The organism is Pseudomonas jilinensis, from assembly GCF_003586265.1.
GTDB classification, from domain to species: domain Bacteria; phylum Pseudomonadota; class Gammaproteobacteria; order Pseudomonadales; family Pseudomonadaceae; genus Halopseudomonas; species Halopseudomonas phragmitis.
This window is the reverse complement of sequence record NZ_QJSA01000004.1, coordinates 84,231-111,009: the sequence shown is the minus strand read 5'-3', so window position 1 is coordinate 111,009 and position 26,779 is coordinate 84,231. Positions and strand designations below refer to the sequence as shown.

At 59.4% G+C, this 26,779-nt stretch carries 25 protein-coding genes, 2 tRNA genes and 1 pseudogene; 7 read left to right on the top strand and 21 right to left on the bottom strand.

Annotated elements, in window-relative coordinates; genetic code table 11:
• Positions 1-6 precede the first annotated feature (6 nt).
• On the top strand, positions 7-1,302 hold the full coding sequence (locus tag C2846_RS05630) for a M18 family aminopeptidase (protein ID WP_119700925.1): 1,296 nt from the start codon (positions 7-9) through the stop codon (positions 1,300-1,302).
• Positions 1,303-1,468: 166 nt separating this feature from the next.
• Here the strand turns inward: C2846_RS05630 and C2846_RS05625 are convergent, their stop codons facing one another.
• On the bottom strand, positions 1,469-2,416 hold the full coding sequence (locus tag C2846_RS05625) for an NAD(P)H-quinone oxidoreductase (protein ID WP_119700924.1): 948 nt from the start codon (positions 2,414-2,416) through the stop codon (positions 1,469-1,471).
• 102 nt (positions 2,417-2,518) lie between these two features.
• Between C2846_RS05625 and C2846_RS05620 the strand changes: the two genes are divergently transcribed.
• The 3 genes and pseudogenes from C2846_RS05620 to C2846_RS05610 all read left to right on the top strand — a co-directional run bounded on the left by C2846_RS05620 (position 2,519) and on the right by C2846_RS05610 (position 6,389).
• Positions 2,519-4,618 (top strand): carboxy terminal-processing peptidase, encoded by a 2,100-nt coding sequence (locus C2846_RS05620; protein ID WP_119700923.1) that lies wholly within the window; start codon positions 2,519-2,521, stop codon positions 4,616-4,618.
• 123 nt (positions 4,619-4,741) lie between these two features.
• A pseudogene (locus C2846_RS05615) lies at positions 4,742-5,521 on the top strand (EAL domain-containing protein); the annotation flags it as partial.
• Between the two features lie 124 nt (positions 5,522-5,645).
• Entirely contained in the window at positions 5,646-6,389 is a 744-nt protein-coding gene (locus C2846_RS05610; protein WP_165443775.1) for a substrate-binding periplasmic protein, read from the top strand.
• A 274-nt stretch (positions 6,390-6,663) separates the two neighbouring features.
• Here the strand turns inward: C2846_RS05610 and C2846_RS05605 are convergent, their stop codons facing one another.
• From C2846_RS05605 to C2846_RS05595, 3 genes are all read right to left on the bottom strand, one after another.
• The gene (locus tag C2846_RS05605) at positions 6,664-7,365 is read right to left on the bottom strand and encodes a BamJ family beta-barrel-assembly machinery protein (RefSeq protein ID WP_080049964.1); all 702 of its coding nucleotides are present in this window, start codon (positions 7,363-7,365) and stop codon (positions 6,664-6,666) included.
• A gap of 141 nt (positions 7,366-7,506) precedes the next feature.
• Positions 7,507-7,583: transfer RNA gene (locus C2846_RS05600), tRNA-Asp, on the bottom strand.
• 15 nt (positions 7,584-7,598) lie between these two features.
• Positions 7,599-7,674 (bottom strand) — tRNA-Val (locus tag C2846_RS05595).
• 191 nt (positions 7,675-7,865) lie between these two features.
• Here C2846_RS05595 and rdgC point away from each other — a divergent pair.
• Positions 7,866-8,783 (top strand): recombination-associated protein RdgC, encoded by a 918-nt coding sequence (gene rdgC, locus C2846_RS05590; RefSeq protein WP_080049963.1) that lies wholly within the window; start codon positions 7,866-7,868, stop codon positions 8,781-8,783.
• A gap of 261 nt (positions 8,784-9,044) precedes the next feature.
• Here rdgC and bamD read toward each other — a convergent pair whose 3' ends face one another.
• From bamD to C2846_RS05525, 13 genes are read right to left on the bottom strand one after another with little or no spacing between them, the layout of a single operon-like run.
• Positions 9,045-9,662 carry an outer membrane protein assembly factor BamD gene (bamD, locus tag C2846_RS05585; RefSeq protein ID WP_080049962.1) on the bottom strand — a complete coding sequence of 206 codons (618 nt, stop codon included), beginning with the start codon at positions 9,660-9,662 and terminating at the stop codon, positions 9,045-9,047.
• A 15-nt stretch (positions 9,663-9,677) separates the two neighbouring features.
• Positions 9,678-10,436: a type II secretion system protein N gene (locus C2846_RS05580; protein ID WP_119700921.1), complete on the bottom strand. Its 759-nt coding sequence runs from the start codon at positions 10,434-10,436 to the stop codon at positions 9,678-9,680.
• Entirely contained in the window at positions 10,436-10,921 is a 486-nt protein-coding gene (gspM, locus tag C2846_RS05575) for a type II secretion system protein GspM (protein WP_080049960.1), read from the bottom strand. Before gspM ends, C2846_RS05580 begins: the two co-directional genes overlap by 1 nt.
• Complete coding sequence (gspL, locus tag C2846_RS05570) at positions 10,918-12,150, bottom strand: type II secretion system protein GspL (RefSeq protein WP_119700920.1); 1,233 nt, start codon at positions 12,148-12,150, stop codon at positions 10,918-10,920. Before gspL ends, gspM begins: the two co-directional genes overlap by 4 nt.
• Before the next feature lie 18 nt (positions 12,151-12,168).
• Positions 12,169-12,966, bottom strand: coding sequence for a type II secretion system protein GspK (locus C2846_RS05565; RefSeq protein ID WP_119700919.1), 798 nt, complete (start codon positions 12,964-12,966; stop codon positions 12,169-12,171).
• Positions 12,963-13,592, bottom strand: coding sequence for a type II secretion system minor pseudopilin GspJ (gspJ, locus tag C2846_RS05560; RefSeq protein WP_205890114.1), 630 nt, complete (start codon positions 13,590-13,592; stop codon positions 12,963-12,965). The genes C2846_RS05565 and gspJ overlap by 4 nt, the downstream gene beginning before the upstream one ends.
• Entirely contained in the window at positions 13,589-13,978 is a 390-nt protein-coding gene (gene gspI / locus C2846_RS05555) for a type II secretion system minor pseudopilin GspI (RefSeq protein ID WP_080049957.1), read from the bottom strand. The genes gspJ and gspI overlap by 4 nt, the downstream gene beginning before the upstream one ends.
• Positions 13,962-14,501 (bottom strand): prepilin-type N-terminal cleavage/methylation domain-containing protein, encoded by a 540-nt coding sequence (locus C2846_RS05550; protein WP_080049956.1) that lies wholly within the window; start codon positions 14,499-14,501, stop codon positions 13,962-13,964. The genes gspI and C2846_RS05550 overlap by 17 nt, the downstream gene beginning before the upstream one ends.
• Entirely contained in the window at positions 14,501-14,968 is a 468-nt protein-coding gene (gene gspG / locus C2846_RS05545; protein WP_080049955.1) for a type II secretion system major pseudopilin GspG, read from the bottom strand. Before gspG ends, C2846_RS05550 begins: the two co-directional genes overlap by 1 nt.
• 2 nt (positions 14,969-14,970) lie before the next feature.
• Positions 14,971-16,182, bottom strand: coding sequence for a type II secretion system inner membrane protein GspF (gene gspF / locus C2846_RS05540; RefSeq protein ID WP_119700918.1), 1,212 nt, complete (start codon positions 16,180-16,182; stop codon positions 14,971-14,973).
• Positions 16,183-16,184: 2 nt separating this feature from the next.
• Positions 16,185-17,696, bottom strand: coding sequence for a type II secretion system ATPase GspE (gene gspE, locus C2846_RS05535; RefSeq protein ID WP_080049953.1), 1,512 nt, complete (start codon positions 17,694-17,696; stop codon positions 16,185-16,187).
• Between the two features lie 13 nt (positions 17,697-17,709).
• On the bottom strand, positions 17,710-19,752 hold the full coding sequence (gene gspD, locus C2846_RS05530) for a type II secretion system secretin GspD (RefSeq protein ID WP_119700917.1): 2,043 nt from the start codon (positions 19,750-19,752) through the stop codon (positions 17,710-17,712).
• A 6-nt stretch (positions 19,753-19,758) separates the two neighbouring features.
• On the bottom strand, positions 19,759-20,625 hold the full coding sequence (locus tag C2846_RS05525) for a type II secretion system protein N (protein WP_119700916.1): 867 nt from the start codon (positions 20,623-20,625) through the stop codon (positions 19,759-19,761).
• 368 nt (positions 20,626-20,993) lie between these two features.
• Here C2846_RS05525 and C2846_RS05520 point away from each other — a divergent pair, with 368 nt between their 5' ends.
• Positions 20,994-22,466 (top strand): alpha/beta hydrolase family protein, encoded by a 1,473-nt coding sequence (locus C2846_RS05520; protein ID WP_119700915.1) that lies wholly within the window; start codon positions 20,994-20,996, stop codon positions 22,464-22,466.
• Positions 22,467-22,490: 24 nt separating this feature from the next.
• Here the strand turns inward: C2846_RS05520 and tatB are convergent, their stop codons facing one another.
• From tatB to C2846_RS18920, 4 genes are all read right to left on the bottom strand, one after another.
• Positions 22,491-22,778: a Sec-independent protein translocase protein TatB gene (tatB, locus tag C2846_RS05515; RefSeq protein ID WP_080049949.1), complete on the bottom strand. Its 288-nt coding sequence runs from the start codon at positions 22,776-22,778 to the stop codon at positions 22,491-22,493.
• On the bottom strand, positions 22,768-23,007 hold the full coding sequence (locus C2846_RS05510; RefSeq protein WP_080049948.1) for a Sec-independent protein translocase subunit TatA: 240 nt from the start codon (positions 23,005-23,007) through the stop codon (positions 22,768-22,770). Before C2846_RS05510 ends, tatB begins: the two co-directional genes overlap by 11 nt.
• 116 nt (positions 23,008-23,123) lie before the next feature.
• Positions 23,124-25,220 carry a PhoX family protein gene (locus C2846_RS05505; RefSeq protein ID WP_119700914.1) on the bottom strand — a complete coding sequence of 699 codons (2,097 nt, stop codon included), beginning with the start codon at positions 25,218-25,220 and terminating at the stop codon, positions 23,124-23,126.
• Positions 25,221-25,559: 339 nt separating this feature from the next.
• Positions 25,560-26,252, bottom strand: coding sequence for an XRE family transcriptional regulator (locus tag C2846_RS18920; RefSeq protein ID WP_119700913.1), 693 nt, complete (start codon positions 26,250-26,252; stop codon positions 25,560-25,562).
• Positions 26,253-26,431: 179 nt separating this feature from the next.
• Between C2846_RS18920 and C2846_RS05495 the strand changes: the two genes are divergently transcribed.
• The gene (locus C2846_RS05495) at positions 26,432-26,779 is read left to right on the top strand and encodes a helix-turn-helix domain-containing protein (protein ID WP_119700912.1); all 348 of its coding nucleotides are present in this window, start codon (positions 26,432-26,434) and stop codon (positions 26,777-26,779) included.

Here is a 26,779-nt window from a genome sequence, read left to right as displayed (position 1 = left end):
CATGCCATGCCCCACAGCACCCTGAACCAGGATCTGGCCGACTTCATCCAGGCGTCCCCGACGCCGTTCCATGCCACTCAGAGCCTCAGCCAGCGCTTGCTGGACGCCGGCTTTGAGCTGCTCGATGAGCGTGATGACTGGCAGCTCAAGGTCAATGGCAGCTACCTGGTACGGCGCAACGACTCGTCACTGGTCGCCTTTCGCACTGGCGAGCCAGGCGCTCTTGAGCGCGGCTTGAGAATGGTGGGCGCACACACCGACAGCCCGTGCCTGAAGGTCAAGCCGCAGCCGGAAATCGACATGCAGGGGCTCTGGCAACTGGGCGTCGAAGTTTATGGCGGCGCCCTGCTCGCGCCCTGGTTCGACCGCGACCTGTCACTGGCCGGCCGCGTGACCTTTCGCGACTGCAGCGGTCAGTTGCAGAGCCGTCTGATCGACTTCAAGCGGCCCATCGCGGTAATCCCGAGCCTGGCAATTCACCTCAACCGCGGCGTCAATGACGGCCTGGCCATCAATGCCCAGACCCACCTGCCGCCAGTCCTGGCCCACAGCCTGGAACCACGCCGCGACCTGCGAGCTCTACTGGTTACACAGTTGCAGCAAGAACACCCGAACCTGGAAATTGACCAGGTTCTGGACTACGAACTGAGCTTCTATGACACTCAGCCGGCCAGCACCCTGGGCCTGGAAGAGGACTTCTTCGCCGCCGCGCGCCTGGACAACCTGCTGTCTTGCCACGCCGGCCTGCGCGCCCTGCTCGACAGCGACAAGCGTCAGGCCTGCCTGCTGGTGTGCACCGACCACGAGGAGATCGGCTCCTGCTCGGCCTGTGGCGCCGACGGTCCCTTCCTGGAAGACGTGCTGGCCCGCCTGTTGCCGGAAGCCGAGAGCCGCATTCGCGCCATTCAGCGCTCACTGTTGGTATCGGCCGACAATGCCCACGCGGTACACCCCAACTTCGCTGACCGCCACGACGCCAACCACGGCCCGCAACTCAACGCCGGCCCAGTGATCAAGGTCAACAGCAATCAGCGCTATGCCACCAACAGCGAAACAGCCGCCTTCTTCCGTCACCTGTGCCACCAGGCCGGAGTACCGGTACAGAGTTTCGTGGTGCGCAGTGACATGGGTTGTGGCAGCACGATTGGCCCGATCACTGCCAGCCGTCTGGGTGTGCGTACGGTCGATGTCGGCGCGCCGACGTTCGCCATGCACTCGATTCGCGAACTGGCCGGCAGTCGTGACCCCGGCTATCTGGTTCGCGCTTTGCGGGAGTTTTTCAACAGCGAAGCCCTGATTTAAGGAACCTCTTAAAACGTAGGCAAGGCCGGCAAGACAAGGCAAAAATGGCCGAAAGAGCGCAGTTTACGCGCTGTAAATGAGCATCTTGAGGCCATTTTTAACGCAGTATTGCCAACGCAGGTAGTTTTTCAGAGGTTCCTTAAGGCTTCGCTATCGAAGACAACAATCAGCGCACCAGCACAACCTTGCCAACAATCTGATCGGCCGCCAGTTCAGCAAAGGCCTCCTCGGCCTGATCAAAGCCAAAGGTCTTGGCCACCAGCGGTTTCAACTCACCGCTAGCGAACAATGGCCACAGGCGCTGCTCCATACGCGCCAGCAGGCCAGCCTTGAAGTCAGCATTGCGGGTACGCAAGGTCGAACCGATCAACTGAATACGCTTGACCAGCAGTTTGGCCAGATCCAGTGTCGCCTCACGTCCGCCCATCAGACCGATAATCACCCAGCGGGCATCCACCCCCAACAGGTCCAGATGATCTGCCGCATAGGTCGCCCCAACCGGGTCCAGAGCCACATCGAAGGGCCCCTCGCTGGCCAGCCCAGCAATCCCGGCCTGGCGCAACAGACCACCCGTTGCTCCCAGTGCCAGACAGGCATCGAGCTTGCCCTGGCTACCGAGCGTGACCCAACAGGGATTGCCCAGCGCCTTGCACAACTGAATCGCCGCCGTACCCACCCCGCTGGCACCCGCATGAATCAGGACTTTTTCACCCGGCTTGGCCGCAGCCAATTCGAACACATTGAGCCAGGCGGTACTGAACACCTCGGGAATCGCCGCCGCCTCGGCCCAGCCCATACCCTTGGGCACTGGCAACAGGTGGCCGGCATCAACCACCACTTCCTCGGCCATTCCACCGCCCGCCAACAGCGCACAGACCCTGTCACCGACCTGCCAGCGCACAGCACCACAGATTTCAACCACCTCTCCGGCACACTCCAGCCCCAGCACCTGGGTCACACCGGGCGGCGGCGGATACATCCCCGCCTTCTGTAACAAGTCGGCACGATTTAATCCTGCCGCTGCAACACGCACCCGCACCTGGCCCTCGGCCAGCTCTACATGGGGCTGTTCACGCCAAATCAGGGCCCCGCCCTCGGCTTGCAATCCTCTCACGCTGCCTCCATAGTGCAATTAAAGGGTCTACAGTAACGGGAACCCATGCTCCCGTATGAGGCCTAAGAGCATACTCCCACCCAGTCCGGATGTGATACTTCGATGAACGGCTTAAATACCCTGCGCACGACCTGCCTTATCGCCCTACTGAGTTTCGGCGGTACCGGTTACGCAGCGGACCCGCAGGGCACCACCCTGGACCTCGACAGCCTGCAGCCCACGCGCGAGCAAATGATTGCCAGCCTCAATACCGTGGAACTGTTGCGTCGGCATCACTACAACCGGATTCGACTGGATGATGCTCTGTCCAGTGAAATCTTCGACACTTACCTGCGTCATCTCGACCCTCAACGCAGCCTGTTCAGCGCAGCCGATATCCAGGGTTTCGAGGGTTACCGTTACCGCATTGACGACCTACTCCTGGCCGGCGATCTGAGTGTCGGCTTCGAGATGCATCGGCGCCAGTTGACCCGCGCCCTGGAACGGGTCGACTTCATTCAGTCATTGCTGGCCGAAGGCCTTGACAAGCTCGACTTCAACAGCGACCAGACCATTCTGGTCGACCGTGAAGAAGCCGCCTGGCCAGCCGACAACAATGCGCTCAAGCAGCTCTGGCGCCAACAACTCAAGGACGAAGTACTGCGTCTGAAACTGGCTGGCCGCGACCTTGATGGCATCGCCGAGTTGCTCGACAAGCGCTACAAAGGCCAGGCCCTGCGCCTGAACCAGACCCGCAGTGAGGACATCTTCCAGAACTACATTAACGCTCTGGCCCAGGTCTACGATCCGCACACTCAATACCTGTCACCGGAGAATGCGGAAAACTTCGATATCAACATGAGCCTGTCGCTCGAAGGTATTGGCGCTGTCCTGCAAAGCGATAACGAATTTACCAAGATCGTACGCCTGGTTCCGGCCGGACCGGCCGAGAAAAGCCAACAACTGGCCCCGGCTGATCGTATTATCGGTGTCGGCCAGGGCACTGGCGAAATCGTCGACGTGGTTGGCTGGCGCCTGGATGAGGTGGTCAAACTGATTCGCGGTCCCAAAGGCTCGAGCGTGCGCCTGGAGGTCATTCCGGCCAGCAACCCGCCCACCGATTTAACCAGCCGCGAAGTGGTTCTGGTGCGCGAGGCTGTCAAGCTTGAAGACCAGGCGGCCAAGTCCAGGGTTCTGGATTTCACCCAACAAGGGCGCGATTATCGCATCGGCGTCATTGAGGTGCCCGGCTTCTACATCGACTTCAAGGCTTACCGCCGCGGCGACCCGGATTACCGTAGCACCACCCGCGACGTACGCCAGTTGCTGAGCGAGTTGCAGACCCAGAAAGTCGACGGCATCGTCCTGGACCTGCGTAACAATGGCGGCGGCTCGCTGCAGGAAGCCACCGAACTGACTGGCCTGTTCATCGATCGCGGCCCGACCGTTCTGGTGCGTGATAGCCAAGGCCAGGTGCAGATTCTCGACGATCCTGATACCGGCATCAGTTATGGTGGTCCGTTGGCGGTCATGGTCAACCGGCTGTCCGCCTCGGCCTCGGAAATCTTTGCCGGTGCCATGCAGGATTACGGTCGGGCGCTGATCATCGGCGAACCGACTTTTGGCAAGGGCACTGTACAGTCAATCCAGCCGCTCAATCATGGTGAGCTGAAGCTGACGCTAGCCAAGTTCTACCGCGTATCGGGGCAAAGCACCCAGCACCGCGGCGTGATTCCCGACATCAGCTATCCGTCTCTGCTTGAAACCACCGACATTGGTGAAAGCAGCCTGCCGCGCGCGCTGCCCTGGGACACCATCGCCCCGGCCAAATACCGCAGTGACCGCCAGCTCGCGCCGCTGCTCGGCACTCTGACCGAGCGTCATCTGCAACGCGCAGCCAATGATCCGGACTTCACCTACACCATGGCTCGCATCGAACTGAACCGTGAAGTGCAGGCCCGCGAGCAGTTGCCGCTTAACGAAGCCAAGCGCCGCCAGCAGCAGAAGGAGTTCGAGGAGCGCTTATTAGCTCTGGAGAATCAGCGCCGCCAGGCCCTAGGTGAAACTCTGCTCACCGAACTGGAAAAGGATGATCCACTCGAAGGCGAACTGGCTGCCGGTCATGAGGAGCAGGAGTCTGAGCACGACCCCTTCCTGGCCGAGACTGGAAAAATCCTGATCGATCTGCTGGAGCTGGAGCAACAGGTAGCCAAAGCCAGCTGAGCCTTATCATGTCATCTTAATGTCATCGCTGCTGGTCACACTCACGGAACCAGATCGGTTGTCCGTGATGTAACCAGCAGAGGACAACCAGGCTGATTTCCGATTTACCAGCCCGGCTCCGCTATGACTCTTTCCGAACAGCGCCAAGCGTTACGCACCATCCTCCGCCACCAGGCGGTGAACACCCTGTTTCAACCTATAGTTTCAACTCTGGAAAAGCGGATTGTCGGCTACGAGGCGCTGAGTCGCGGCCCCTCGAACAGCCCTTTGCACTCACCACTGATTCTGTTCGCCGCCGCCCGCCGCACCGGTCTGCTGACCGAACTAGAGATGCTCTGCCGGCAACAAGCCGTCAAGCGTTTCAGCAGCTTATGCCTGCCTGGACGCCTGTTCCTCAATGTCTCTCCCGAAAGCCTGCTGGAGCAAAGCCACTCCCCAGGCCGCACCCTACAAATGCTGAAGACCGCCAGGCTTGACCCCAAGCGCGTGGTCATCGAACTGACCGAACAGGCCCCGGTCGAAGACTACAACCTGCTGCACATCGCCCTGCATCATTACCGCGACATGGGATTCACCATCGCCCTGGACGACCTGGGCGCCGGCTATTCGAGCCTACGGCTGTGGTCGGAGTTGCGCCCAGAGTTCGTCAAGATCGACCGGCACTTCATCGATGGCATTCACCGCGACCCACTCAAGAAAGAGTTTGTTGGCTCCATGCTGAACATAGCACGCGCTTCTCAGGCCCATATCATTGCTGAAGGTATAGAACAGCGCGAAGAACTGGAAACCCTCAGCAGCATGGGTGTGGACTGGGTACAGGGTTATTGGCTTGGTCGCCCGGAGGCCGAGCCTGAGCTGAGCGACCTGGCGCTGGCACAAAAGCTATCCAGTCGCGCGACTCCGAGCGTTATATTACGACCACTAAGCCTGGTCCACACAAGCGCGCTTTAAAAACCGGACTCATCCGTTCAAAAAACCCAACAACTCATTTAGTATGAGCGAACTTCTTCGCGAAAAAGGTCGCAATGTGAGAAGAGCGCTGATACCCCTCATCAGTACCAGCCTGGTCATCTGGCCGCTCACCGGCCTTGGCTCGCCATTGAAATGGGGCTATGCCCCCAACGACCCCGCGCCCTATGTGGTAGTCGAAAACCATCAGCTCGGCCCCAGCATCACCCTAACCCTGGGACACGCCGTCGCCGAGCGTCTGGGCCGATCTGTGCGCTTCATTCCAGTCCCCAACAACCGCATTGACGACGCCTTGGCCAGCCACCACATCAACGTCATCTGCAACACCATACCAAACTGGATTGAGCAGCCTGATCGCTACCAGTGGAGCCAGGTAATCTATGAAGATGCCGACATCATAATCAACCGGCTCGATCAAGCCCCGATTCATGACCTGGGCTCGTTGTCTGGCGCCATTGTCGGCACCACCTTGGGTTATTACTACGCCCCGGAACTGACCAACGCGTTCAATTCCGGGCAGGTGATCCGACATGACGCCCGAAACCTACCGACCCGACTCAACATGCTGCTGCATGGCCGCTTGGATGCAACCATCGAGTTTCGCCGCTCGGCCCAATATGCCATTGCCCAACAAGGGCTGGACAACCTGCGCCTGAATGATTGGGTAGTTGAGCATTTTGCCCTGCAGTGCGTCGTAAGCTACCCGGATCCGAACTGGTCCCGCCAGGTGGCTGAAGCCATCGACAGTCTGGTTGAAGACGGCACCCTGCCCCATTTGCTACAACCATTCGAGGGCCTCTGAGCCCTTGATCATGGTTACCCACAGATGCTGTGGATAAGTCTGTGAACAAGGCTTGAGCAAGTCGCGCAAACGCCTGTTTAAACGGCCCTCAGGACAGAATGGACATTTTTTAATCAACAAAAAATATGATTAAAATCATGGAGTTATGCGAAAGGGGAGAACATGAATCAAGAAGGGAAATCAAGTCTTGTGTGTTACCTGCAAATGTGCATAACGGTAACACTGTGAGGTCCGGGCGCTCTGGCCCGGCCTCGCGATCCGTTACCGACTCGGCTCAATTTTCGAGCGAGTCGATACTGATCAGCTCCATATCAAATACCAGTACCGAGTTCGGCGGAATCACCGGGCTCGGGCTGCGGTCACCATAGGCCAGCTCACTGGGAATGGTCACCTTCCACTTGTCGCCCACTTCCATTAGTTGAAGCGCCTCGACCCAACCCGGAATGACACCGTTGACCGGAAGCTGAGTCGGCTCGCCACGGCGAATGGAACTGTCGAACACAGTGCCATCGACCAGTCGACCTTCATAATGCACGGTAACCACATCCGTCTCAGTCGGCTTGGCACCCTCGCCATCGCCGGACTCAAGCACTTCGTACTGCAAACCCGACGCAGTGGTAGTCACGCCATCGCGCTGGCCGTTCTCGGTCAGGTATTTTTCATTCGCTTCCAGAGTATCGCTGGCCAGCTTGCGCGCCCGGTCTTCAGCACGCTTTTGCAGCTCGGAGAAGGCTTTCATCAACTCTTCGTCATCCAGACGCGGGGTTTCGCGCGCCAGCGCATCCTGCATGCCGAGGGCCAGGGCCTTGGGATCGATATCATCGAGCCCATCCTGCAACAGGCTTTCGCCCATGTTCAGACCAATACCGTAGGATGCCTGCTGGATCGGGGTATTGAGCTCAGGCTCTTTTTCACCGCAACCGACCAGGGTGAGAATGCTAATGGCTACGCTGGCTGCCAGCAGATTTCGCTTCATGCTTACCTCAAGTAACAAGCCCGTGACGGGCACTATGGAAGCAGGAAGCTTAACAGGGCTTGCCCGGACAGGCTACCGGCCAGTCAGGCAATCTTGGAAATCGATAACAGTGTCACTAGGGGAAGGAAAACAGGAAGGAAATGGCGCAGCGGACGGGACTCGAACCCGCGACCCCCGGCGTGACAGGCCGGTATTCTAACCGACTGAACTACCGCTGCGCGTAACTTCTCGAGTGGTGGGTGGTGACGGGATCGAACCGCCGACCCTCTGCTTGTAAGGCAGATGCTCTCCCAGCTGAGCTAACCACCCATTTGCTCTCGAAGTGGTGCGCATTCTAGGCACCTTTTCCCGACCTGGCAATACCTTTTTCAAAAAAAATTTCACTCATTATCAATACCTTATTCAAAGCCCCGGGAAGACTGGTCGCCAGCGGACCTCTCAGGCAATATGGGCGGCCCTGGGCGCCCTGCGCCCATGCATCATTCATCAAGGACAGCACCATGTGGTTTCGTAATCTCCTCCTCTATCGTTTCAGTCAATCCGTCCCCTTCACCGAAGCCGAGCTGCTCAAGGCTCTGGAACAACGTCCGGCTCGCCCCTGTGCCAGCCAGGAGACCCATACCCTGGGCTGGACCACCCCGTTCGGTCGACACTCGGAAAACCTGCTGCAAGTGGCTCAGGGTTATTGGCTGGTCGCGCTGCGCAAGGAAGAGCGCATGCTGCCCTCCAGCGTAATCAAGGACGCGCTGGCTGAGAAAGTCGAAGAGATCGAAGCTCGTGACGGACGCAAGGTCTACAAGAAGGAGCGTGACACTCTCAAGGACGACATCATCATGTCCCTGCTGCCGCGCGCCTTTACCCGGACCCAGACAACCCTGGCCTGTATTGCGCCTGCCGAAGGCTGGATCGCCGTCGATACCTCCAGCAACAAGCGCGCCGAAGACCTGCTTAACCTGCTGCGTGAAGGCACTGGTAGCCTGCCGGTACGGCCACTCAACGTGAAAATGGCTCCAGCCGCCTGCATGACCGACTGGGTACGCAGCGGCGAAGCCCCGGAGGGCTTTGTGATCAGCGATGAGTGCGAATTGCGCGATACCTCCGAGGACGGTGGTGTTATCCGTTGCAAGCGTCAGGATCTGGGCAGCGATGAAATCCAGCAACACCTGAGCGCTGGCAAGCAGGTCAGCCAGCTTGGCCTGCATTGGCGTGACAAGCTGTCCCTGAGCCTGGATGACAAGCTGACCATCAAGCGCCTGAAGTTCGAGGATCTGCTGCGCGAGGAAGCTGACGAGCAAGGTGGCGACGATATGGCCGGACAACTTGACGCCAGCTTTACCCTGATGGCCATGACTCTGTCGAGCCTAATCCCAGCCCTGAGCAATGCGCTGGGTGGTGAAGACATCCCCCAGGGCGTATAACCCGAGAGGCAATGGGAACTATCCACAATATCTGTGGATAAAACTGTGGGTAGCCTGATAAAAAACCCGTTCAGCGCCTGAAACACGCTGGACGGGTTCAGAATGATCAAAAACTGATCAATTAATTTTATCTTTAAAAATCAATATCTTGCGCAAATACACTCTACTTTCAGCAAGTTACGCGCAGTTGTGACAGCAAAGTGACAAGCTTGCTCCGTGACTGTGCACAACCGCTTGGCCGCAGGTCACTAGCTAGCCCCATCAAAGTGCATCATGGCGCTCCAGCAACGAGGCCGCATCACCTGCCGCAGCGCTGCGTGGATACTGTTGAACCACATAGCGCAAGCGCGCAGCCGCAGCGTCATTATCTCCCTGCGCCAGAGCCTCCTGGGCCAGGCGATATTCGGTTCTCGCCATCCCGTCGAGCACCGCCTTAAGGCTCTGACCTACCCCTTCGCGATAGCTCGATTGCGGATAAGCCCGCACAAAGCCGGCCAGTTGCCGGTGTACTTCACGCCCCAACTGCAGACGCTCAGGGTCTTCTTCGCCCAGCATCTCGAAGCGCAGCAGCGCACTCAGACCCAACAGATAATCGGCATAATCCGGATACGGCGGCGACACATGACGCTGGCGATAGTCGCCCAGCAGCCGTTCAACTTCAGCCAGCTCACCCTGCTGCAGGCACTGATAACCCGCCTCCAGCTCCAGCCCTGGTTCTTTCAGACGCCGAATTTCCTCAACCAGAGTCATGTCGCAACCGCTGAATCCCAGCTTGGCCCTGGCATCATTGATCGCTGCAGTGCGCTGCCCATCTATCTGGCCCATCGAAGCACAACCGCCTAAGGTTGCCAGCGCCGCCAGCAGTACCAACCATCGCATGGTTATCTCCTCTTGCTACTGAAGCTGGGCACGCCAACGCACCCAGCCCTGTCTGTCAGGCCGCCCGAGCAGCGCCACCGCGCCGGCCAGGCTGGGGTCAGCGACCTCACGGGCCTGTATCCTGGTATTGAGCTGCAGCGCCTGGCCTGGGCGCCAGCGAGCATCCCCCTGCAACCCGAGAGGCCCCTCGCCTTGATCCTGCAAGGCCATGGTCAGCCACCCGTCGCGACTATCCAGCTCGGCTTTCAGATGCCCCAGGGCCAAAGTTTGCGGCAGACCTGCTGCCGCTTCCTGCCAGACCAGACGCCCATGAGCAGCACTGACAAATTCGAAATCGCGCAATTCAAGCACAGGTACATCCAGCAGCCAGGTTCCCCCCAGCAGGAATGGTGCCTTGTTGACCATCGCCATGCTGGCAGCATCGAGTCGACCATTGACCTGCTCCAGACGCACAACGCCGATGCCTGCCTTAAGCTGAGCCTGTACCCGGCTATTGCGAGGCAGCCACTCCAGATCCAGTTGCACCTGGCCACGCATCAGGGCGCTCGGGCGCCATTGCCAGCGCAACCCGCCTTGGTCGATACCATCCACAGTGATCCGGGTCACCTGCCCGGACCACAGCGTGCCGGCCAGTCCCTGCAACTCGACAGGCACCGGCAACTGGGCCGATAGCCGATGCCAGACGAACGACGCGGGCAAATGCCAGGCCAGCGTCAACAGATAAACCAGCAACGCAAGCGCCAGCATACCCTTGAGATTAAATCGTCGCAGCATCAGCGGGGCTCCAACAAAATCCGCGCCGAAACTCGGCCCGGTTCGTCACCGACATCCACCGCCAACTGACTCACCAACAAGCCGTGACGCTGTTCCAACTCGGCCAACCACACCAGCAAGGCATCAAAACCAACACCTTCGAGCCACAGCCGTGCCCCCTGCCCTTCCGGCTGCAGGCGCTCTAACGCCGGTTTGACACCAGCAGCATTGGCCGACACCTCGACCAGCGTCAGAACCGAACCATTACTACGTCCGGTTTCACCCTGTGAACGCTGGACCGCTGCCTGACGCCGCACCTGATCAGCCACCTGCTGCATCCAGGCCAGTTCGGACGACAGGCGACTGACCTCATTACGCAGGCTGCTGCGTTGATTGGCCAGCGGCTCCCAGATCATGATCCAGAACAACACCACAACCAGCACTGCCAGCCCCACACTCAAGACTCGGCGCTCGCGCTGGGCCAGACTTTCCCACCAGGCCCTCATGATGCTCTCCTTTGAATCCGCAACCGCGCGGTCACACCTTCGCTGCCAGAATCAGCCCCTTGCAGGCTTTCAAGCAGCCGCGGATTGGCCGACAGCTCGGCCCTGATCGACTCAAGCTCGGCGAAGGAGGCCACTTGCAACTCGACCTCTACCTCTTCGCCGTTACTGCGAACCTGCCGGATCCGGGCCTTGCCGACATTGCTGATCGCCGTCAGCGCATCATGCAGTAGCGGCCCCAGACTGGCCTGACCATTGGCAGCGTCGCCGCGCCCCTCCAGCACCTGGCGAAACTGGAACACCGGATCACTTTGCGGCGTATTGGGCAGGGTCGCACTGAACAGGCGGTCTACCTCCAGCCACAGACGTTCACGCTCACGACTCAGGCTCCACCACTCCAACCCCAACTGCACGACCAGCAAAACCACAACTGCGGCGGCGGCGATCAGCGGAGGACGCAGCTTGCGCCAGGGCGGGGCAGCCATACTGGCGGCATAAGGCCCATTGAGCAGGTTGAAGGGTTGCTGATGACCCAGACACCGGGCCAGCAGAGTCTGCCGCTCGGGTAGTGGCGTCGGCTCTGTCAGTACCGTCCACTGCGGATCAAGCGTGCCCAGCATCTCGACTTGCAGACCGCACAGGCGTAGTTGCCGCTGTTCAGGCTCTACGTCCGCCAGCCGCCGCTGCAGCCAAAACGCCAACAGGCTCGACTCAACCAGCACCGGCTCCTGGTCAGCCGAGAGCACCAGCACCCCCTCCGGCAAACCGGGCCAATCCACCGGCATCAGGACCAGACCCTGTTCGGGTTCACGCTGTTCATACAGCGCGCTCAGCGGCAGAAGCAGTTCGGCACGCCAACCAGCTGCGGCCAGTTGTTCCTGCCACTGCTCCATCAGCCGATGCTCAACCACCACCGCTGCCAGGCTGCCGTCAGCCCGACGCGGGCCGGCCACAATGTGCAATTCATCAAGCTCCTGACTGAGCTGATCCTCCAGGGCAAACGGCAACGCTGCACGTACTACCGAGGCCCTGCGGGCCGGCACCTGAACCCGGTAAAGGCTGACCATGGCCGGCGCCACCAGCACCCGCAGCCGCTCGCCCGGAAAACGATCACGCAGCACCTGCAGGCTGGACTCCCCATACTCCAGCAGTTGCCCATCACGCTCAAGCCGCCACCAGGGCAGAAGAGCTGACTCACCTGCAGAAGCTTGCGCTAACAGCACTATCAACATAACTTGATCCGTTCTTTATCAGGGCTCACAAGCCGTTTGTTCTCTGAGGACCACTCTGCCATTGGGCGCATCCAGAAGACTGCACTGGTAAAACCGCCGCTGGCCGAATTCCGCCACCACTTCCAGCCGCACATACCAAGGCGCCTGATCCGGCACTGGCCGGCCACTAAACACTTCCTGTAGCAGTTCCGGACTGCGTACCAGATCAATCGGGCTGGCCGTACCAGGGTATGCCGCCAGATAGGGGGCCATGGCCTGCCAGGCTTCGGCCGTCATTCCGGTTACACTGTTCAGTTCCGAAGCCAGTAAAAAAGCCCTGTTGCCAGACGCCCGAGGCGGATCAGCCAGACGATAGATGGGATCGTCAGTTTCCGCATTCATCCAGTCGTTCACCGCCATCGCCAACTGCGCGCCCGATGGGGTCGATACGCCCGCATCCTGACCGACCCGGTCGACCAGACGAGCAAAGTAGCCCAGTTCAGCCTCGTCAGCGCCGGCCAGAGCGTTGAGGTTGTAACGGCATTGCATGTTGTCCAGGGTCGCCTGCAGCCGGACCTGATCGACCTGAAACGGCAGCACTGGCGAGCGGCAGGTGTCCCAGAGCAAATCATCAGGCCCATCGACCCGCTCAAGATACTGCAGCACCATCTTTTCCGCGCCCAGCGCGATCTGACGCGCCAAATCGCGTTCGAACACTGCGCTGGTCCGGCGAATATCAGCCTGGCCGCGCAAGGCCATGGCAGTCGCTGCCACGACTGCCAGAGCCACCACTAACAGCGCGGTGACCAGCGCTACGCCCCGCTGGGTCTGCCTCATTGCCCCACCGCCATCAAACGGCGAATCTCGCCTACCCCAGGCACATCCAGCACCAGCTCCACGGCCAACGGTAACTGGGTCGCCGCCGGGTCCCCATCCAGCGGCGGCCAGGCATCCACCCGCTCCAATCCACTTGCAGTTCGCACCACGAAGGCAAAGCCACTGTCCACGCCCAGGCGCTGCTGCTCACCGACCAGGTTGGCAAAGGGCCGTACCCTCATGCTGTCCCGGTCCACCACATCGACGCCAGGCCACAGTTCGCGTTCCAGCCCGCGCTCGGTCAGACGCCAGGCAGTACGCCGCAGACGCTGCTCGCCACCAGCACCGGCCCTGACCAGCTCCAACCGTACCGCCTCCCCGCCGGGGCGCAAGCGCAAAGGCGGCAGCCGGTCGCCAAACTCGTCTCGCACCACCACATCAACTACCTGGGCCAGATCCCGCTCCAGCACACTCAGGGTCACCTGCAGATCGGCCAGCCGCTGAGCCTGCTCCCGGCTGATCCGGTCGGCATCCAATACCGCCCGCAAGCCCTGATAGGCCACCATGCTCATGACCGCAAATACCGCCAGGGCGATCAGCATTTCCAGTAAAGTGAAGCCGCGCTGAGCAGGACGTCGCCCCATCATGGCAATACGAACCCGGTGACCATGGCCCGTTGCTCAGCCTCGCCACGCTCGGCCAGCCACAGGCGAATATCAACCCGCCGCACCGCTGGTAACGGGAACGGACTCTGCGGGCTGTAATCGCTCATTTCCACCCGATAGCCGAACCGGTAAGGCCCCATGCTGGTTTCACCGGTACGGTTGCCAGTCTGGGCCGGACGCATGCCGGTTTCGTACTCGGCCAACAAGTTCTGCCCGGCCCAATGGGCCAGGGTCCGTTCCTGCAAATAGGCGGTGTTGCGGGCATGATCGGCTCCGCCCTTGACCAGCGCAGCCAGGGCCACTCCAAGCACAGTCAGGGCCACCAGCACCTCCAGCAAGGTAAAACCGCGCTCAACGGGGCTGCGCATCAAGCACCTCCACCCGCCCTTCCAGGCCAATCTCGATATGCCGTTCCAGGTTCTGCCGGGGCACGCGCAAAATAATCAGCCCTGGAGTCATTTCACCGGTGTTGCTCAAGTACACATGCGGCTCCCAGCCCCCGGTCTGCGGCAGCGGTCGGCGATTGCCGTTCTGCTGGAAACTGATTTCAAGCAGTCCTTCTTCGAGCTGACGCGGCCCCAGCTGGGGATCCAGCAAGGGCTGCCATTCACGGCTGGCATCATCGAGAATCACCAGTTCCAGCAGGCTGTAGGCGTCGCGTCGCAGGCCCAATGCCCGGTCTGCCCCCCCGGTAATCAACAGTTCATCACGGGCCAGCCGCAGCACACCCGCCAGGCGTTCGCTTTCGCTGCGCAGCAAGCGCTCGGCACCATTGCCCAGCGACAGGGTTGCCAGGCTGGCAACGATTCCGATCAGGACCAGTACCACTAGCAGCTCCAACAGGGTGAAGCCCCTCTGGCCCTGGCACTCAACCCGCAGCAGGCGCATCATCAACGGCCAGGGGACTGATCCAGATTCCAGTTGCCGATGTCGGCGTTGTTGCCCTCACCGCCGGCCCGGCCATCGGCGCCGAAACTGAACAGGTCGTATTCCCGACCGTCACGCCCCGGACGCAGGTACTGGTAATCATTACCCCACGGATCCTTCTGCAAGCGGTCAATATAGCCGCCCGAACGCCAGTTACGCGGAGCATCCGGACCAGTTGGCTGAACCACCAGAGCCCGCAGGCCCTGTTCGCTGGTTGGGTAGTTGAAGTTGTCCAAGCGGTACAAATTCAAGGCACTTTCCAGCGCACGGATATCGTTCTGAACCTTGGTAACCCTGGCCTGATCCGGTCGATCCATGACCCGGGGCACCACCACCGCAGCCAGAATTCCGAGAATCACCACGACCACCATAACCTCGATCAGAGTGAAGCCGGATTGCCGGCGCGCATTAACGGTTACAGGTTTGCACATGTTCAATTCACCAGTTGATTGAGTTCAAAGATCGGCAACAGAATGGCCAGCACAATAATCAGTACAATGCCTCCCATAGCCAGAATCAGCAGCGGCTCGAATACCCCCATGACCATGGCGATCCGCGCTTCCAGTTCACGCTCCTGGGTTTCGGCAGCCCGCTCAAGCATCTGATCAAGGGTACCGCTGCTTTCACCACTTTTGATCAGGCTCAGCGTCATGGGCGGGAAATAGCCGCTGCGCTCGAGGGAATGGCCTATACCCGCGCCCTCACGTACCCGTTGCGCGGCATCTCCTACGGCTTCGCGCATGGGCAAGTTGGTTATCACGCTGGCACTCATATTGAGCGCTTCAAGCAATGGCACACCACTACCAGCCAGAATGTTGAGGGTGCGAGCGAAACGGGCGGTATTGAGCCCTCGGGTCAGTCGCCCCAACAGAGGCATGCGCAACAGACCGCTATCCCAGCGATAACGCAAGGCCGGACGTTTGAGCAGTTCACGCCCCAGTAGCAGACCACCAATCAGCACCAGCAGCATCAACCAGCCCCATTGTCGCAGGGCATCACTGGTGGCGATCAATGAACGGGTCAGCAGCGGCAACTCCTGATTCATACCGGCAAAGACCTGGACTACCTCCGGCACGACATAGGTCAACAGCGCCACGGTAACCAACAGAGCGACCACGGTCAGGATCGCCGGATAGAACATCGCCAACTGGATCTTCTGGCGCATGGCGTTTTGCGCCTCGACATTGTCGGCCAGCCGCTCAAGCACCAGATCCAGCCGCCCGGCCTGCTCCCCGGCGGCAATGGTCGTGCGATAGATTGGCGGAAACACCGAAGGGAACTCACCCATGGCATGGGCCAGCGGCAATCCCTCCATAACCCGGGTGCGCACAGCCGCCAGAGTGGTCTTAACCTTGGCCGACTCGCTCTGCCGAGCCACCGTGCCCAAGACCTCCTCAATTGGCATGCCGGCACGTGCCAGGGTCGCCATCTGCCGGGTAGCCAGGGCCAGCTCCAGTGGTTTGACCCGGGCCTGAAACACCGGCATGCGTAGCAAATTGCTGCGCTCAGCCACCTGACTGACGGTGGTCGGCATTAACCCCTGCTCACGCAGACGGGCCCGCACCTGACGCGAGGAGTCGCCCTCCTCGACGCCCTTGCGAACTCGGCCGGCAGCGTCCAGCGCGGTATATTCGAAGGCCGGCACGGTCAGTCCTCCCGGGTCACGCGGAGGACTTCCTCCAGCGTGGTCTCGCCAGCCAGCACCCGGCGCAGGCCATCCTGACGGATTCCCATTTGCGCCAGCCGGGCATGCCGAACCATGGCCTGTTCACTAGCACCGTCATGAATCAGACCACGCAGGGTGTCATCAATCTCAATCAGCTCATAGATCCCGGTACGCCCGCGATAACCGCTGTGATTGCACTCTTCACAGCCAGCAGCGCTATAGAGGGTGGGGGGCTGCTCGGGGTCGACTCCCATCAACCGGCATTCGCTGGCACTGGCCTGATGAGGCTTGCGGCAGGCCGGACACAGGGTCCGCACCAGACGCTGAGCCAGCACGCCGTTGAGGGTCGAAGACAACAGGAAAGGCTCGATCCCCATATCACGCAAGCGGGTAATGGCACCGATGGCGGTATTGGTATGCAGGGTGGAGAACACTAGGTGACCGGTCAAACTGGCCTGGATAGCTATCTGCACGGTTTCCACGTCACGGATCTCACCGACCATCACCACGTCCGGGTCCTGACGCAGGATTGCCCGCAGCCCGCGGGCAAAGGTCATGTCGACCTTGGTGTTGATCTGGGTCTGGCCGATGCCATCCAGATAGTATTCAATCGGGTCCTCGACGGTGAGGATATTGCGGCTGCGATCATTGAGCCGCATCAGCGCCGAGTACAGGGTAGTGGTCTTGCCCGAGCCAGTCGGCCCAGTGACCAGCACGATGCCGTGTGGCCGCCCAATAACCCGCTCCATGGCCTGATAATGCTCGTCGCACATGCCCAACTGACGCAATTCCAGGCGTCCGGCCTGCTTGTCGAGCAGACGCAGCACCACCCGTTCGCCATGCCCGGATGGCAAAGTAGACACCCGGACATCAACCGCTCGACCGACCAGCCGCAAGCCAATCCGGCCGTCCTGCGGCAGGCGTTTCTCGGCGATATCCAGCTTGGCCATAACCTTGATCCGCGACACGATCACCGGAGCCAGAGCCCTGGGCGGCTCCAGTACCTCGCGCAGCACGCCGTCGACCCGCAAACGAATCGACAGACGATTCTCGAACGGTTCGATATGGATATCCGAAGCATTTTCCTTAACCGCTTCAGACAGTAAGGCGTTGATCAGGCGGATGATCGGCGCCTCATCCTGTGATTCAAGCAAATCTTCCGGCTCGGCCAGCGACTGAGCGACCGACATCAGGTCGGCATCATCACTGAGCCCCTCGACGAACTGCATGGCATCGTTGGCCGAACGCTCGTAGCGCTCGCGCAGGCGAGCAGCGAAACTGTCATCGTCCAGCACCGTCGGGCGCAGCGGATGCCCGGCCCGGCGCCGCAGTTCCAACAAGGCCTGGGGGTCACAGTCGGCACGCACATACACTTCCAGCTCGCCATCGTGTAATTGCCCGGGCAAAACACCGAAGCGGCGGGCGAACCGGTAACCGGTTTCCGCCTGATGGCCCGGGGTATTCCCCAGATCAGCAATCTCACTGTCGTTCATCCGCGACCTCCCCTCAGTTGTTGGTCGGCGGGGCGATAATCCGCGAACGGTCAGGGGTAGCGCCCTGCATCGCATTCTCGAACGGAGCCGGCAGGCTGAGCAGGTAATCCCAGTCCGGTAGAATCGGCAGATCCACATCGCGCATCAGGCGATCACGACGGCTCTGCTCACGCACCTGCTGGTCACGAATATAACTGTACTTGGAGTGGGTCAGGCTTTCAGCCACCGCACGGTCGCGCACGATCACCGGACGCAGGAAAATCATCAGATTGCGCTTTTCCATGCTGGCGGTGTCATACCGGAACAATCGACCCAGTCCGGGGATATCGCCCAACCCCGGCACCTTGTCGCGAGTTTCAACCATTTGGTCGTCAATCAGCCCGCCGAGCACGATCAATTCATTGTCGTCGACCATCACATGGGTGGTCAGACTTCGCTTGTTGGTGATGATATCAGCCGCGCCACTGGCGCCCGGAGCGATCTGCGACACTTCCTGCTCGATTTCCAGACGTACCGCGTTGCCTTCGTTGATCTGCGGGCGAATACGCAACTTGATCCCGACATCCTCACGCTGAATGGTGTCAAAGGCCTGGCCCGAACTCTCGATTGAACGGCCGACGATGAACGGCACATTCTGACCGACAACAATTTCCGCCTCTTCGTTATCCAGAGTCAGCAGACTCGGGGTCGACAGGATATTGCTGGAGCTGTCTCCCTGCAGGGCGTTGACCAGCACGGCAATGTGCGAGCTGCCGATCCGCCCGATCCCACCAATGGTGGCACCACTACCCAACGCCGGCGGCGTCGATACATCACCCTCCAGGAAGGAGTTGAGCCCAGCAGCAAAGTTGAGGATGCCCCGGTCATTGCGGTTGAAGTTGATCACCCCTACCCCACTGCGCTCGTTACCAAAGCCCCACTGCACCCCCAGCTCCTTGGCGCGGTCGTAGGAGACTTCAGCGATCACCGCTTCGACCAGTACCTGAGCCCGGCGGATATCCAGCTGCCGGATAATCATCGCCATTTCCCGGCTCAGCTCGGCCGGACCGTTGATCACTACCGAGTTGGTACTTTCATGGGCCTGGATCCTCACCCGCCCAAGATTACTACTACTGTAGCCACCACTCCCGGTGGCAGTCGCGCTGGTTCCGGCTTGGCCGGAGCTGCCAGGCAACTCGCGACCTTCGGCAATTCCGCGCAGCACTTCGGCAACTTCCTCGGCCTTGGCGTAACGCAGATAGTGCACCTGGGTCCCGGCATCTTCGCCGGGTACGTCCAGCCCCATGATCATGCTCCGCAGCCCGCGTCGACCTTCGGGATCGCCACGCAGAATCACGGTATTGGTCCGCTCATCGGCAATGACCCGGGTACGCTTGGTGAAGTCCTCACCTGAAGCTGCGCCCTCCAGCCCCTGGACCATACGCACGACATCAATTGCCGATGCATGACGCAAGGCGATCAGCTCGAAGTCCTCCATTGACTCCAGGTCGATCCGCTCGATCAGCGCCTGGATCCGTCGCACATTGGCTGCAGTATCGGCTATGACCAGCGTATTGGACTCGGCTGCAGCCGCCAGGTGCCCCCCCTTGGGTACCAACGGGCGCAAAATCCGCACCAGTTGCCCGGCATTGATATGCTTGACGCTGATGACATGGGTTATTACCTCATCTCCACGACTTCCCGGTTCAAGCCCGGCAATCTCGTTCTCTTTGGCCTGCACTTCGGGAATGATCCGTACCGTACCCTCGGCGCCGGTGACTGCAGCAAAACCATAGGACTTGAGCACACTGAGGAACAGGTCATACAGCTCGCCACGCCGGATCGGCTGTCCGGAGACCACATTGACCTGGCCGCGCACGCGGGGGTCGACAATGAAGTTCACCCCGGTTTCCTGGCTGACGATCTCGATCAACCCATTGATATCCGCATCCCGTAGATTGAGTACCAGCTCTTCATTGGGATCGGCCGAGGTAGATTGCGCCAGCAAGGGCGCGCTCAGCACCAGGCTCAGCGCCAGGGGCAAGGCATGACGGCAAAACGGGGACAGCTTCAGCATTCTGTATCAATCCATCGTTATCGTTATATTCATGGGCTCGCCACCACGCTCCAGCGAAACGGACACGCTACTGGCACCTGAAAGCTCCTGAAGAATCTCGCGGTAGTCATTGATCTCAGCCACCGGACGCCCTTCAACTTCCAGAATCACATCACCAGACTGGAGGCCAGCTGCCTCGAACTCACGGGCATTGCGCGAAGGTCTGACCTCAAGCCCATAGAGCGCCCCCTCGACCATGACAGGGTTGACCGTAATCACATCGAGGAAACGCTGCGGATCATTCACCCAGGCGTCACGATCAATCCGGGCGACCCCGCCATCGCTGGCCAGAGTCACGCCAGGATCGACACTCGGCAACGCGGGCGCAGCCCGGGGAGCGCTGCGCGAGGCCGTTTCCGCACGCCGCAGGCGCAAGGTTTCCAGTTTCCCATCGCGGGCCAGCAACACCCGGTCAGCCAGGACCTGCTCAAGGCGTACATTACCCGGCAGGCTGGCACCGACCCGATAGAGTTTTTCAGGCTGACCTTGAGGCGCGAGGATGGCGGCTCCCCGCGTCGGATCAGGATCGGAAAACACACCTTTGAGCACCCAGCTCAGAGTGGTTTCCGGCGCATCGATCTGCACCGGAGCGGGGGCATTGGCAGAGCCAAGAATGGATTTACCAGCCAGTTCTCGGAAACTGGCCAATGAGACAGTGCTTGAGGCTGTACCAGGCGCTGCGGCCTGACTGACCGGCTCGACCGCCGGCATCAGACTCGAGGGTTCAAGAACCGCCCAGGTCAGACGCCCCAACAACACGGCAGCAACCAATATCAACAGGAACGTGGCCAGTCTAAGCAGGGGCTCGAGAGGGATTCGGGCAACCAGCGGCATAGGGTCTCCAAGGCAAAGCGCACACTACGTCCGGTAGTGAGGGTCAATGGTGTTACACACTACTGACCTTTCTTTGCAAAATTATTGTTATACGCCTGAAACAGGCTGCACCACTGTCTCGATTGTCACGAATTTGCCACACGCCAGCAACCCCTAGAATGGGTTATTGCGCGACCAGATCACCCAAACGGGTGAAGTTTCAGAAACCGTGATCAAACCGACTGATAAGTCAGCATATCCGGTCCAGCAAAAAACCGTTCAAGCCCCTTCGGCTACTTGCTCCTCGGCGCGTTTGCCACTTAACTTGCGACAGCATCGCCAACAACTCCCTCACAACAAAACGGCCTTGCGCATTCAGGAGAATAATAATGAACAAGCTGAAAAAAACCGCCTACATTGGTCTGGCGGTCAGCGCCCTGGCGCTGAGCGGCTGCCTGAGCAGCAGTAGTAGCAGCAACAGAACTGCACCCACCCCCAACGAGCCCGTTCGCGCCCAACAGGAACGTATTGATGACGGCTTCTTTGTCGTGAATGAAGCTCAGTTGCCCTTCGCCTCACTGGCTGCCGGTGTTCCGGCCTACGACAACACCAGCCGCTGGTGGGGAGTGCTTGACGGAGCGGGCTATCGCATCGAAGTGCCGGAAAACTGGAACGGTCATCTAGTGATGTATGCACACGGATTCAGAGGCGAAGGCCCTGACCTGACAGTCGACAGTCCGCCCATGCGCCAGTACTTGCTGGACAATGGCTTCGCCTGGGCGGCCTCAACCTACAGCGCCAATTTCTACGATGTCAGGGTTGGCGTTGAGGATACCAACAAGCTTGCCCTGGCCTTCACCGATATCGCTGCAGCCAATGGCCGCACTCTGGCCGAACCAGACAAGTACTACATTACCGGCGTCTCAATGGGTGGGCATATTGCTGGTGCCGCAATCGAGCTTGAAACCCAGCAAACCGCCAACAACTTCGTTCCCTATGCCGGCGCAGCCCCCATGTGCGGCGTCATGGGCGACACCGCCTTGTTTGACTACTTTACGGCCTACGGTTTGGCCTTGTACCAACTGGCCGGTGTCGGTGCTGACAGTTTCCCGGTACCGCTCGATGAAGCCATCGAGAAGCGAGATATCGCTCGAGAGGTACTATGGACCGACTACGCCGCAAACAAGACACCACTGGGTCTGACTCTTGCCGGACAGCCACTCTTTCCGATTTTGCAGAACCTGACCGGCGGTCCACGGCCCATCTACGCACAGGCTTTTGGCGGTTTCCAAGACCTGCTCCAGGGCTTCCTCGGTTCCGACGGAACCATCACCGGTATTCTCAACGACAGCGTAGTAGACACGACCAGCACTGTTTATCGCTTCGAGACATTACCCGGACAGACACTGAGTGCTAATGAACAAGCCTTCAACCAGAGCATAATTCAGGCAGAAGCCGTACCTGGAGCCAATGCCCTGCGCCAAGACGGCCTGCGCTGGATACCCAAGGTCAATGGTGAGCTTTACGCCGAGATCCCCGTGGTCACCGTGCATACCCTGGGCGACCTGTTCGTCCCAATCAGCATGCAGCAAATTTATCGCCAGAATCTTGAGGCCAACGGTTTCGGGGACTGGCTAGTACAACGCGCGATAAGAGCGCCGGGCCACTGTGATTTCTCTATAGCCGAGTTCACCGCAACCTTCGACGCAATGATCCAATGGGAGCAAAACGGCATCAAACCGGGCGGCGATGACCTGCTTGATCAGGCACAAATGGCTAACAGCAATTTTGGCTGTACCTATACCATCGATGGCTTCCCTCAAGAAGTCGTGCGTAGCCTAATGCCAGCCTGCACTCCATAAGCAGTATTTAAGTCAGAAGGGCTGTTACCTTGTGATATCAGCCCTTTCTGACTTTTCGGACAGCGTAACCTGCTCCAACAGATTCCGCCGCACATTGGATGAACGCACCCGCTCCATATCCCGGCGCAGTTCCTTCAACTCAGCCTCGGGCAACTCCTGCCCCACCTGAGCCTGTACCTCTGCCAGCCAACCCTTGGCCTTGCCCAGTAGCCGCCCCAACACCCTGGCGCTATGCTGCAGACGCTGAGGCCCGAGCACCAGCAAACCCACCAGCGCGACCAGCAGCAGTTCGGTAATTCCGCTATCGAACATGCTCTGTTCTGCCGACCGAGCGGTCCTTGTGTACGGAATGTACCGTAGCGGACTCCAGCGCACTCAGGCTCTCCTGAGTGTCCTCACCCTCCTTGACCGCCTTGCGGAACCCGCTCAGCGCGCCACCCAGATCACTGCCAATGGTGCGCAGGCGCTTGGTGCCGAACAGCAGCATGACAATGACCAATACAATCAACAACGAACCAACACTGACTCCGCCAATACCCATGAGAGCTTCTCCAAAACAAGGCGCCACGCTGGTAGTGCGCGGCGCAAATTCGACAAAATGGATTGTTATTGCTGCCCGCGACAGGGCCGGAGCTGAAGCCGGCCCTGTCGACCGGATCAGGTACCGATCACGCCACCGTCATCCTTCCAGATCACCACCGTGGCCGAGCGCGGCGGATACAGCGACGGCATGTGGTCCGGCCAGGTGCTACGGGTCTCACCAGCCGCCCACTCGGCGGGAGTAGCGGTAGCACCCGGATGCTGAACATTGATGAACATGGTGCGCTGATCCGGCGTAGTGATCACCCCGGTAATTTCCTGACCGATCGGCCCAGTCAGGAAACGGCGAATTTCTCCAGTCTCCGGGTTGGCGGCAAACATGCAGTTGTTACCCATGATCTCATAGGGTCCAATGTTTTGCGCACTCTCGCCAATATCGGTCTGAATCCAGACCCGGCTGTCCTTGTCGATCCACAGGCCGTCCGGCGAGCTCATGTAGGCCTCTTCACCCAGCACATCGCCATTAAGGTCACGTCCAGTCAGGTTATCCTGACCACTTTCACCACCATCGCCGGCAAACAGGAAGATATCCCATTCGAAGCTATTGGAAGCATGCTCACCGTCAGCCTCAGCCCAGCGAATGATATGGCCATGGCGGTTGACCGCTCTCGGGTTGGCGCCAGTTGCCTGATCCTCAGTACGAGCGCTGTTGTTGGTCAGGGTGAAATATACGTCGCCATTGTTCGGATCGACCGCGCCCCACTCCGGACGGTCCATCGGCGTAGCCCCAACGGTGGTGGCTGCCAGGCGGGTATTGACCAGAACATCGGCCTGACTGGTGAAACCGTTGGCATTGGTCAGACCGTTCTGGCCGTATACCAGCGGCAGCCACTCACCGCTGCCGTCTGCATTGAACCTTGCTACATACAGAGTGCCAGTATCCAGCAAAGCGCCGCTAGCGGTATTACGGTTGTAGTTCTCGGCACTGACGAACTTGTAGATGAACTGGAAAGTCGAGTCGTCCCCGGAGTAGCAGACCACCGGCTTGCCTTCTACCGCCGGGGCGAATACCACGCCCTCGTGGGCGAAACGCCCCAGAGCGGTACGCTTTTTCGGCACACTGGTCGGATCGAAAGGATCAACTTCACACATCCAGCCAAAGCAGTTCGGTTCGTTACGATAATCCGCGGTAGCATCGGCGCCCTTGATGCTGGCATCAAAGCGGATGTACTGATCTTCACCGCTCTCGGCCAGTTCCCAGGCGTAACGGCCGGTTCCGGTCGGCGATGAGTTGACCCCATAGCGTGAGTGCTCGCGAGGGTTGTCGCCACCATTACGGAAATAACCAGCCCAGTTCTCCTCAGAGAACATGTAGGTGTTCCACGGAGTCACGCCATGGGCACAGTTATTCAACGTACCGCGGGTCATGGTGCCATTGGGACTGTACAGAGTGCGTACAAAGCTCGAACCACGCACCGGCCCCTGAATTTCCATCGGAGTCAGCGCTGTGATCCGGCGGTTCAGGCTGTCGGGCTGAACCGACCATTCATTATTGACGCCCTTGCGAACCCGCACGATGCTGATGCCGTGCGCATTCATTTCTTTCAAAACCTCATCGGTGGCACGCACCCCAGCGTTGACCAGCACCGCCCCGGAGCTCAGCGACTGGCCCAAATGTGAGGCATGCATGTAGCGCGGCTCTACGTACTCGTGGTTGAGTACCAGCAAGCCATCTTCGGAGCTACCCTCAAAAGGCTCCTCACCCTCAATCGGGAAAAAGTGCATGCCGTCGTGGTGCATCCCGATCTGCATTGCCTGATCATCACCACTGTTGTTGATCGAAAAGGACGGGAAGCTACCGGCAATCGGCGTCCCCCAGGGAATTAGAACCTGATAGCTGTAACCTTCAGGCACGATGATATCGTCCGATTCGCTGGTCGGGATTGCGGTAAAGCCCAGCAATGCCGCCGGCGGATTGACCGGATTTTCATCATCATTGCGATTCCGCGAGCTCGAGCCGCTGTTGCAACCGGCCAAACCAACCCCCATGAAACCCAGGGCAGCCGCACCCAGACTGCCCTTGAGCAGATCACGGCGGGCCAAACGGGCTTGCAGCACGGAAGCGAAGGTTGGGTTCAGCGAATAGTTGACCTGGGGCTCATCACCCTCGCCATGGTCGACTACGGTCAGATTGGTGCGAAGTTCGGTGGACATCCGTTGTTTCCTCATCAGGCTTGTGGGTTTTCAGGACCCGCCTAGGATGGGAATCACAGATGACAGAACGAACAAACGACGATGAATATTTCGCTGGTTTTGGGTGACACTCAAACTACAAAAGCATGAATTCAACCCAGTGATTTTAATCGCATTTCGCTGGGGGGGAGTGATTTATTTGTCATAGGGGTGACGGGTGCCCAGGAGGGTCGGAGGCCGCGCGGGGCGCGGCTCTCGGGCAAATTGCTGGGTGCGACATGAAATGTGCAAAATTGACAGGGAGTGAGCGGGTAGCGGTCAGTTTTGTGCAATTTATGACAAAGGAATTGTCAATTTACATCAAACCATCCAGCCCCCAGCCCATACCACTCGACCGATAATCTCAAACTCTTCCTGGTAGCTCTTGGGAATCACCATGTCGCGGTAGGCCTTGTTCTCGCTGATGACGTGAACTGAGCCGTCAAACTGGCGTTGCAGGCGCTTGGCGTACATGTGGTCGTCCAGGCGGATGACATAGACACCCTCACCTTCCAGGGTATTGCGGCTGTGATCCACCATTACGGTGTCGCCATCATCCAGCAGCCCCAGCATTGAATCACCATCCACCCGCACGGCTGAGAGTTTTGCCGGGTCCAGCCCTTTCTTTCGCAGGCTATAGCGGGTAAAGGCAAGCCTGGTCAGCACCTTGGCACCTTCCGCCCAGCTCCCATGCCCTGCGCTGATCTTGGCGTCGTATAGAGGGATATACGAGTACTCGGCATCTGCATTGGCCTCCGGTACTGACTCCCCTTTACCGAGCAGAAGCCAGTCCAGGCTGACCTTTGCAGTGTCAGCTAGGGCTACTGCGACAGCGATACTGGGTGAATTAGCACCTTTGATATATTTGTAGAGCTGCGTTTCATGTATGCCTGCCAAGTTAGCTAGCTCCCTTTTGCCGCCAACCCTCTCCGCAATCTCCTCAATTCGAGTTCCGATTGCCTCCGGGCTAAACGGAACTGTAGTGCCGAGCCCATGTTGCGATTCTGATTGCATATAACCATCTGATTTTGTTGACATTAGCTAACTCACCAGTCAAAAGAAGCGAAAAAGTCATTCAGAACTAGCTTTTTAGCTTGCAAGGCTATAGCTGATTAGCTATGTTTATGCCGTAGGACAGGTTAAACACTCTAAAAAAGCCACCCTGCCAGGTGGCTATATGTGGACGCCAGGCTATGAGCAAAGCTGACATTCCAACCAACCCCAGTCACCGCTGGGAGTGGATCAAGTACGCACTGCGCACCAAAGGCACCTCGCTGGCCAAGCTGGCGCGAGAGCTGGAGGTGTCAGACACCGCCGTCAAAAACGTAAAACGCAGCCCTTACCCGCGTATGGAGCGTGCCATTGCCAAGGCGCTTGGGCTGACACCGGTGGATATCTGGCCAGAACGCTGGCAGACCAGCAGCACCCCAATACGGCAACGCCCGAACCGGTCGGAGACTCTCGTTCAGTATCACTATACCGAAGGTGAGTCTAGCAACTCGGGCGTTAAACCGCACCGTAAAACCGGTACGGAGGGCTAG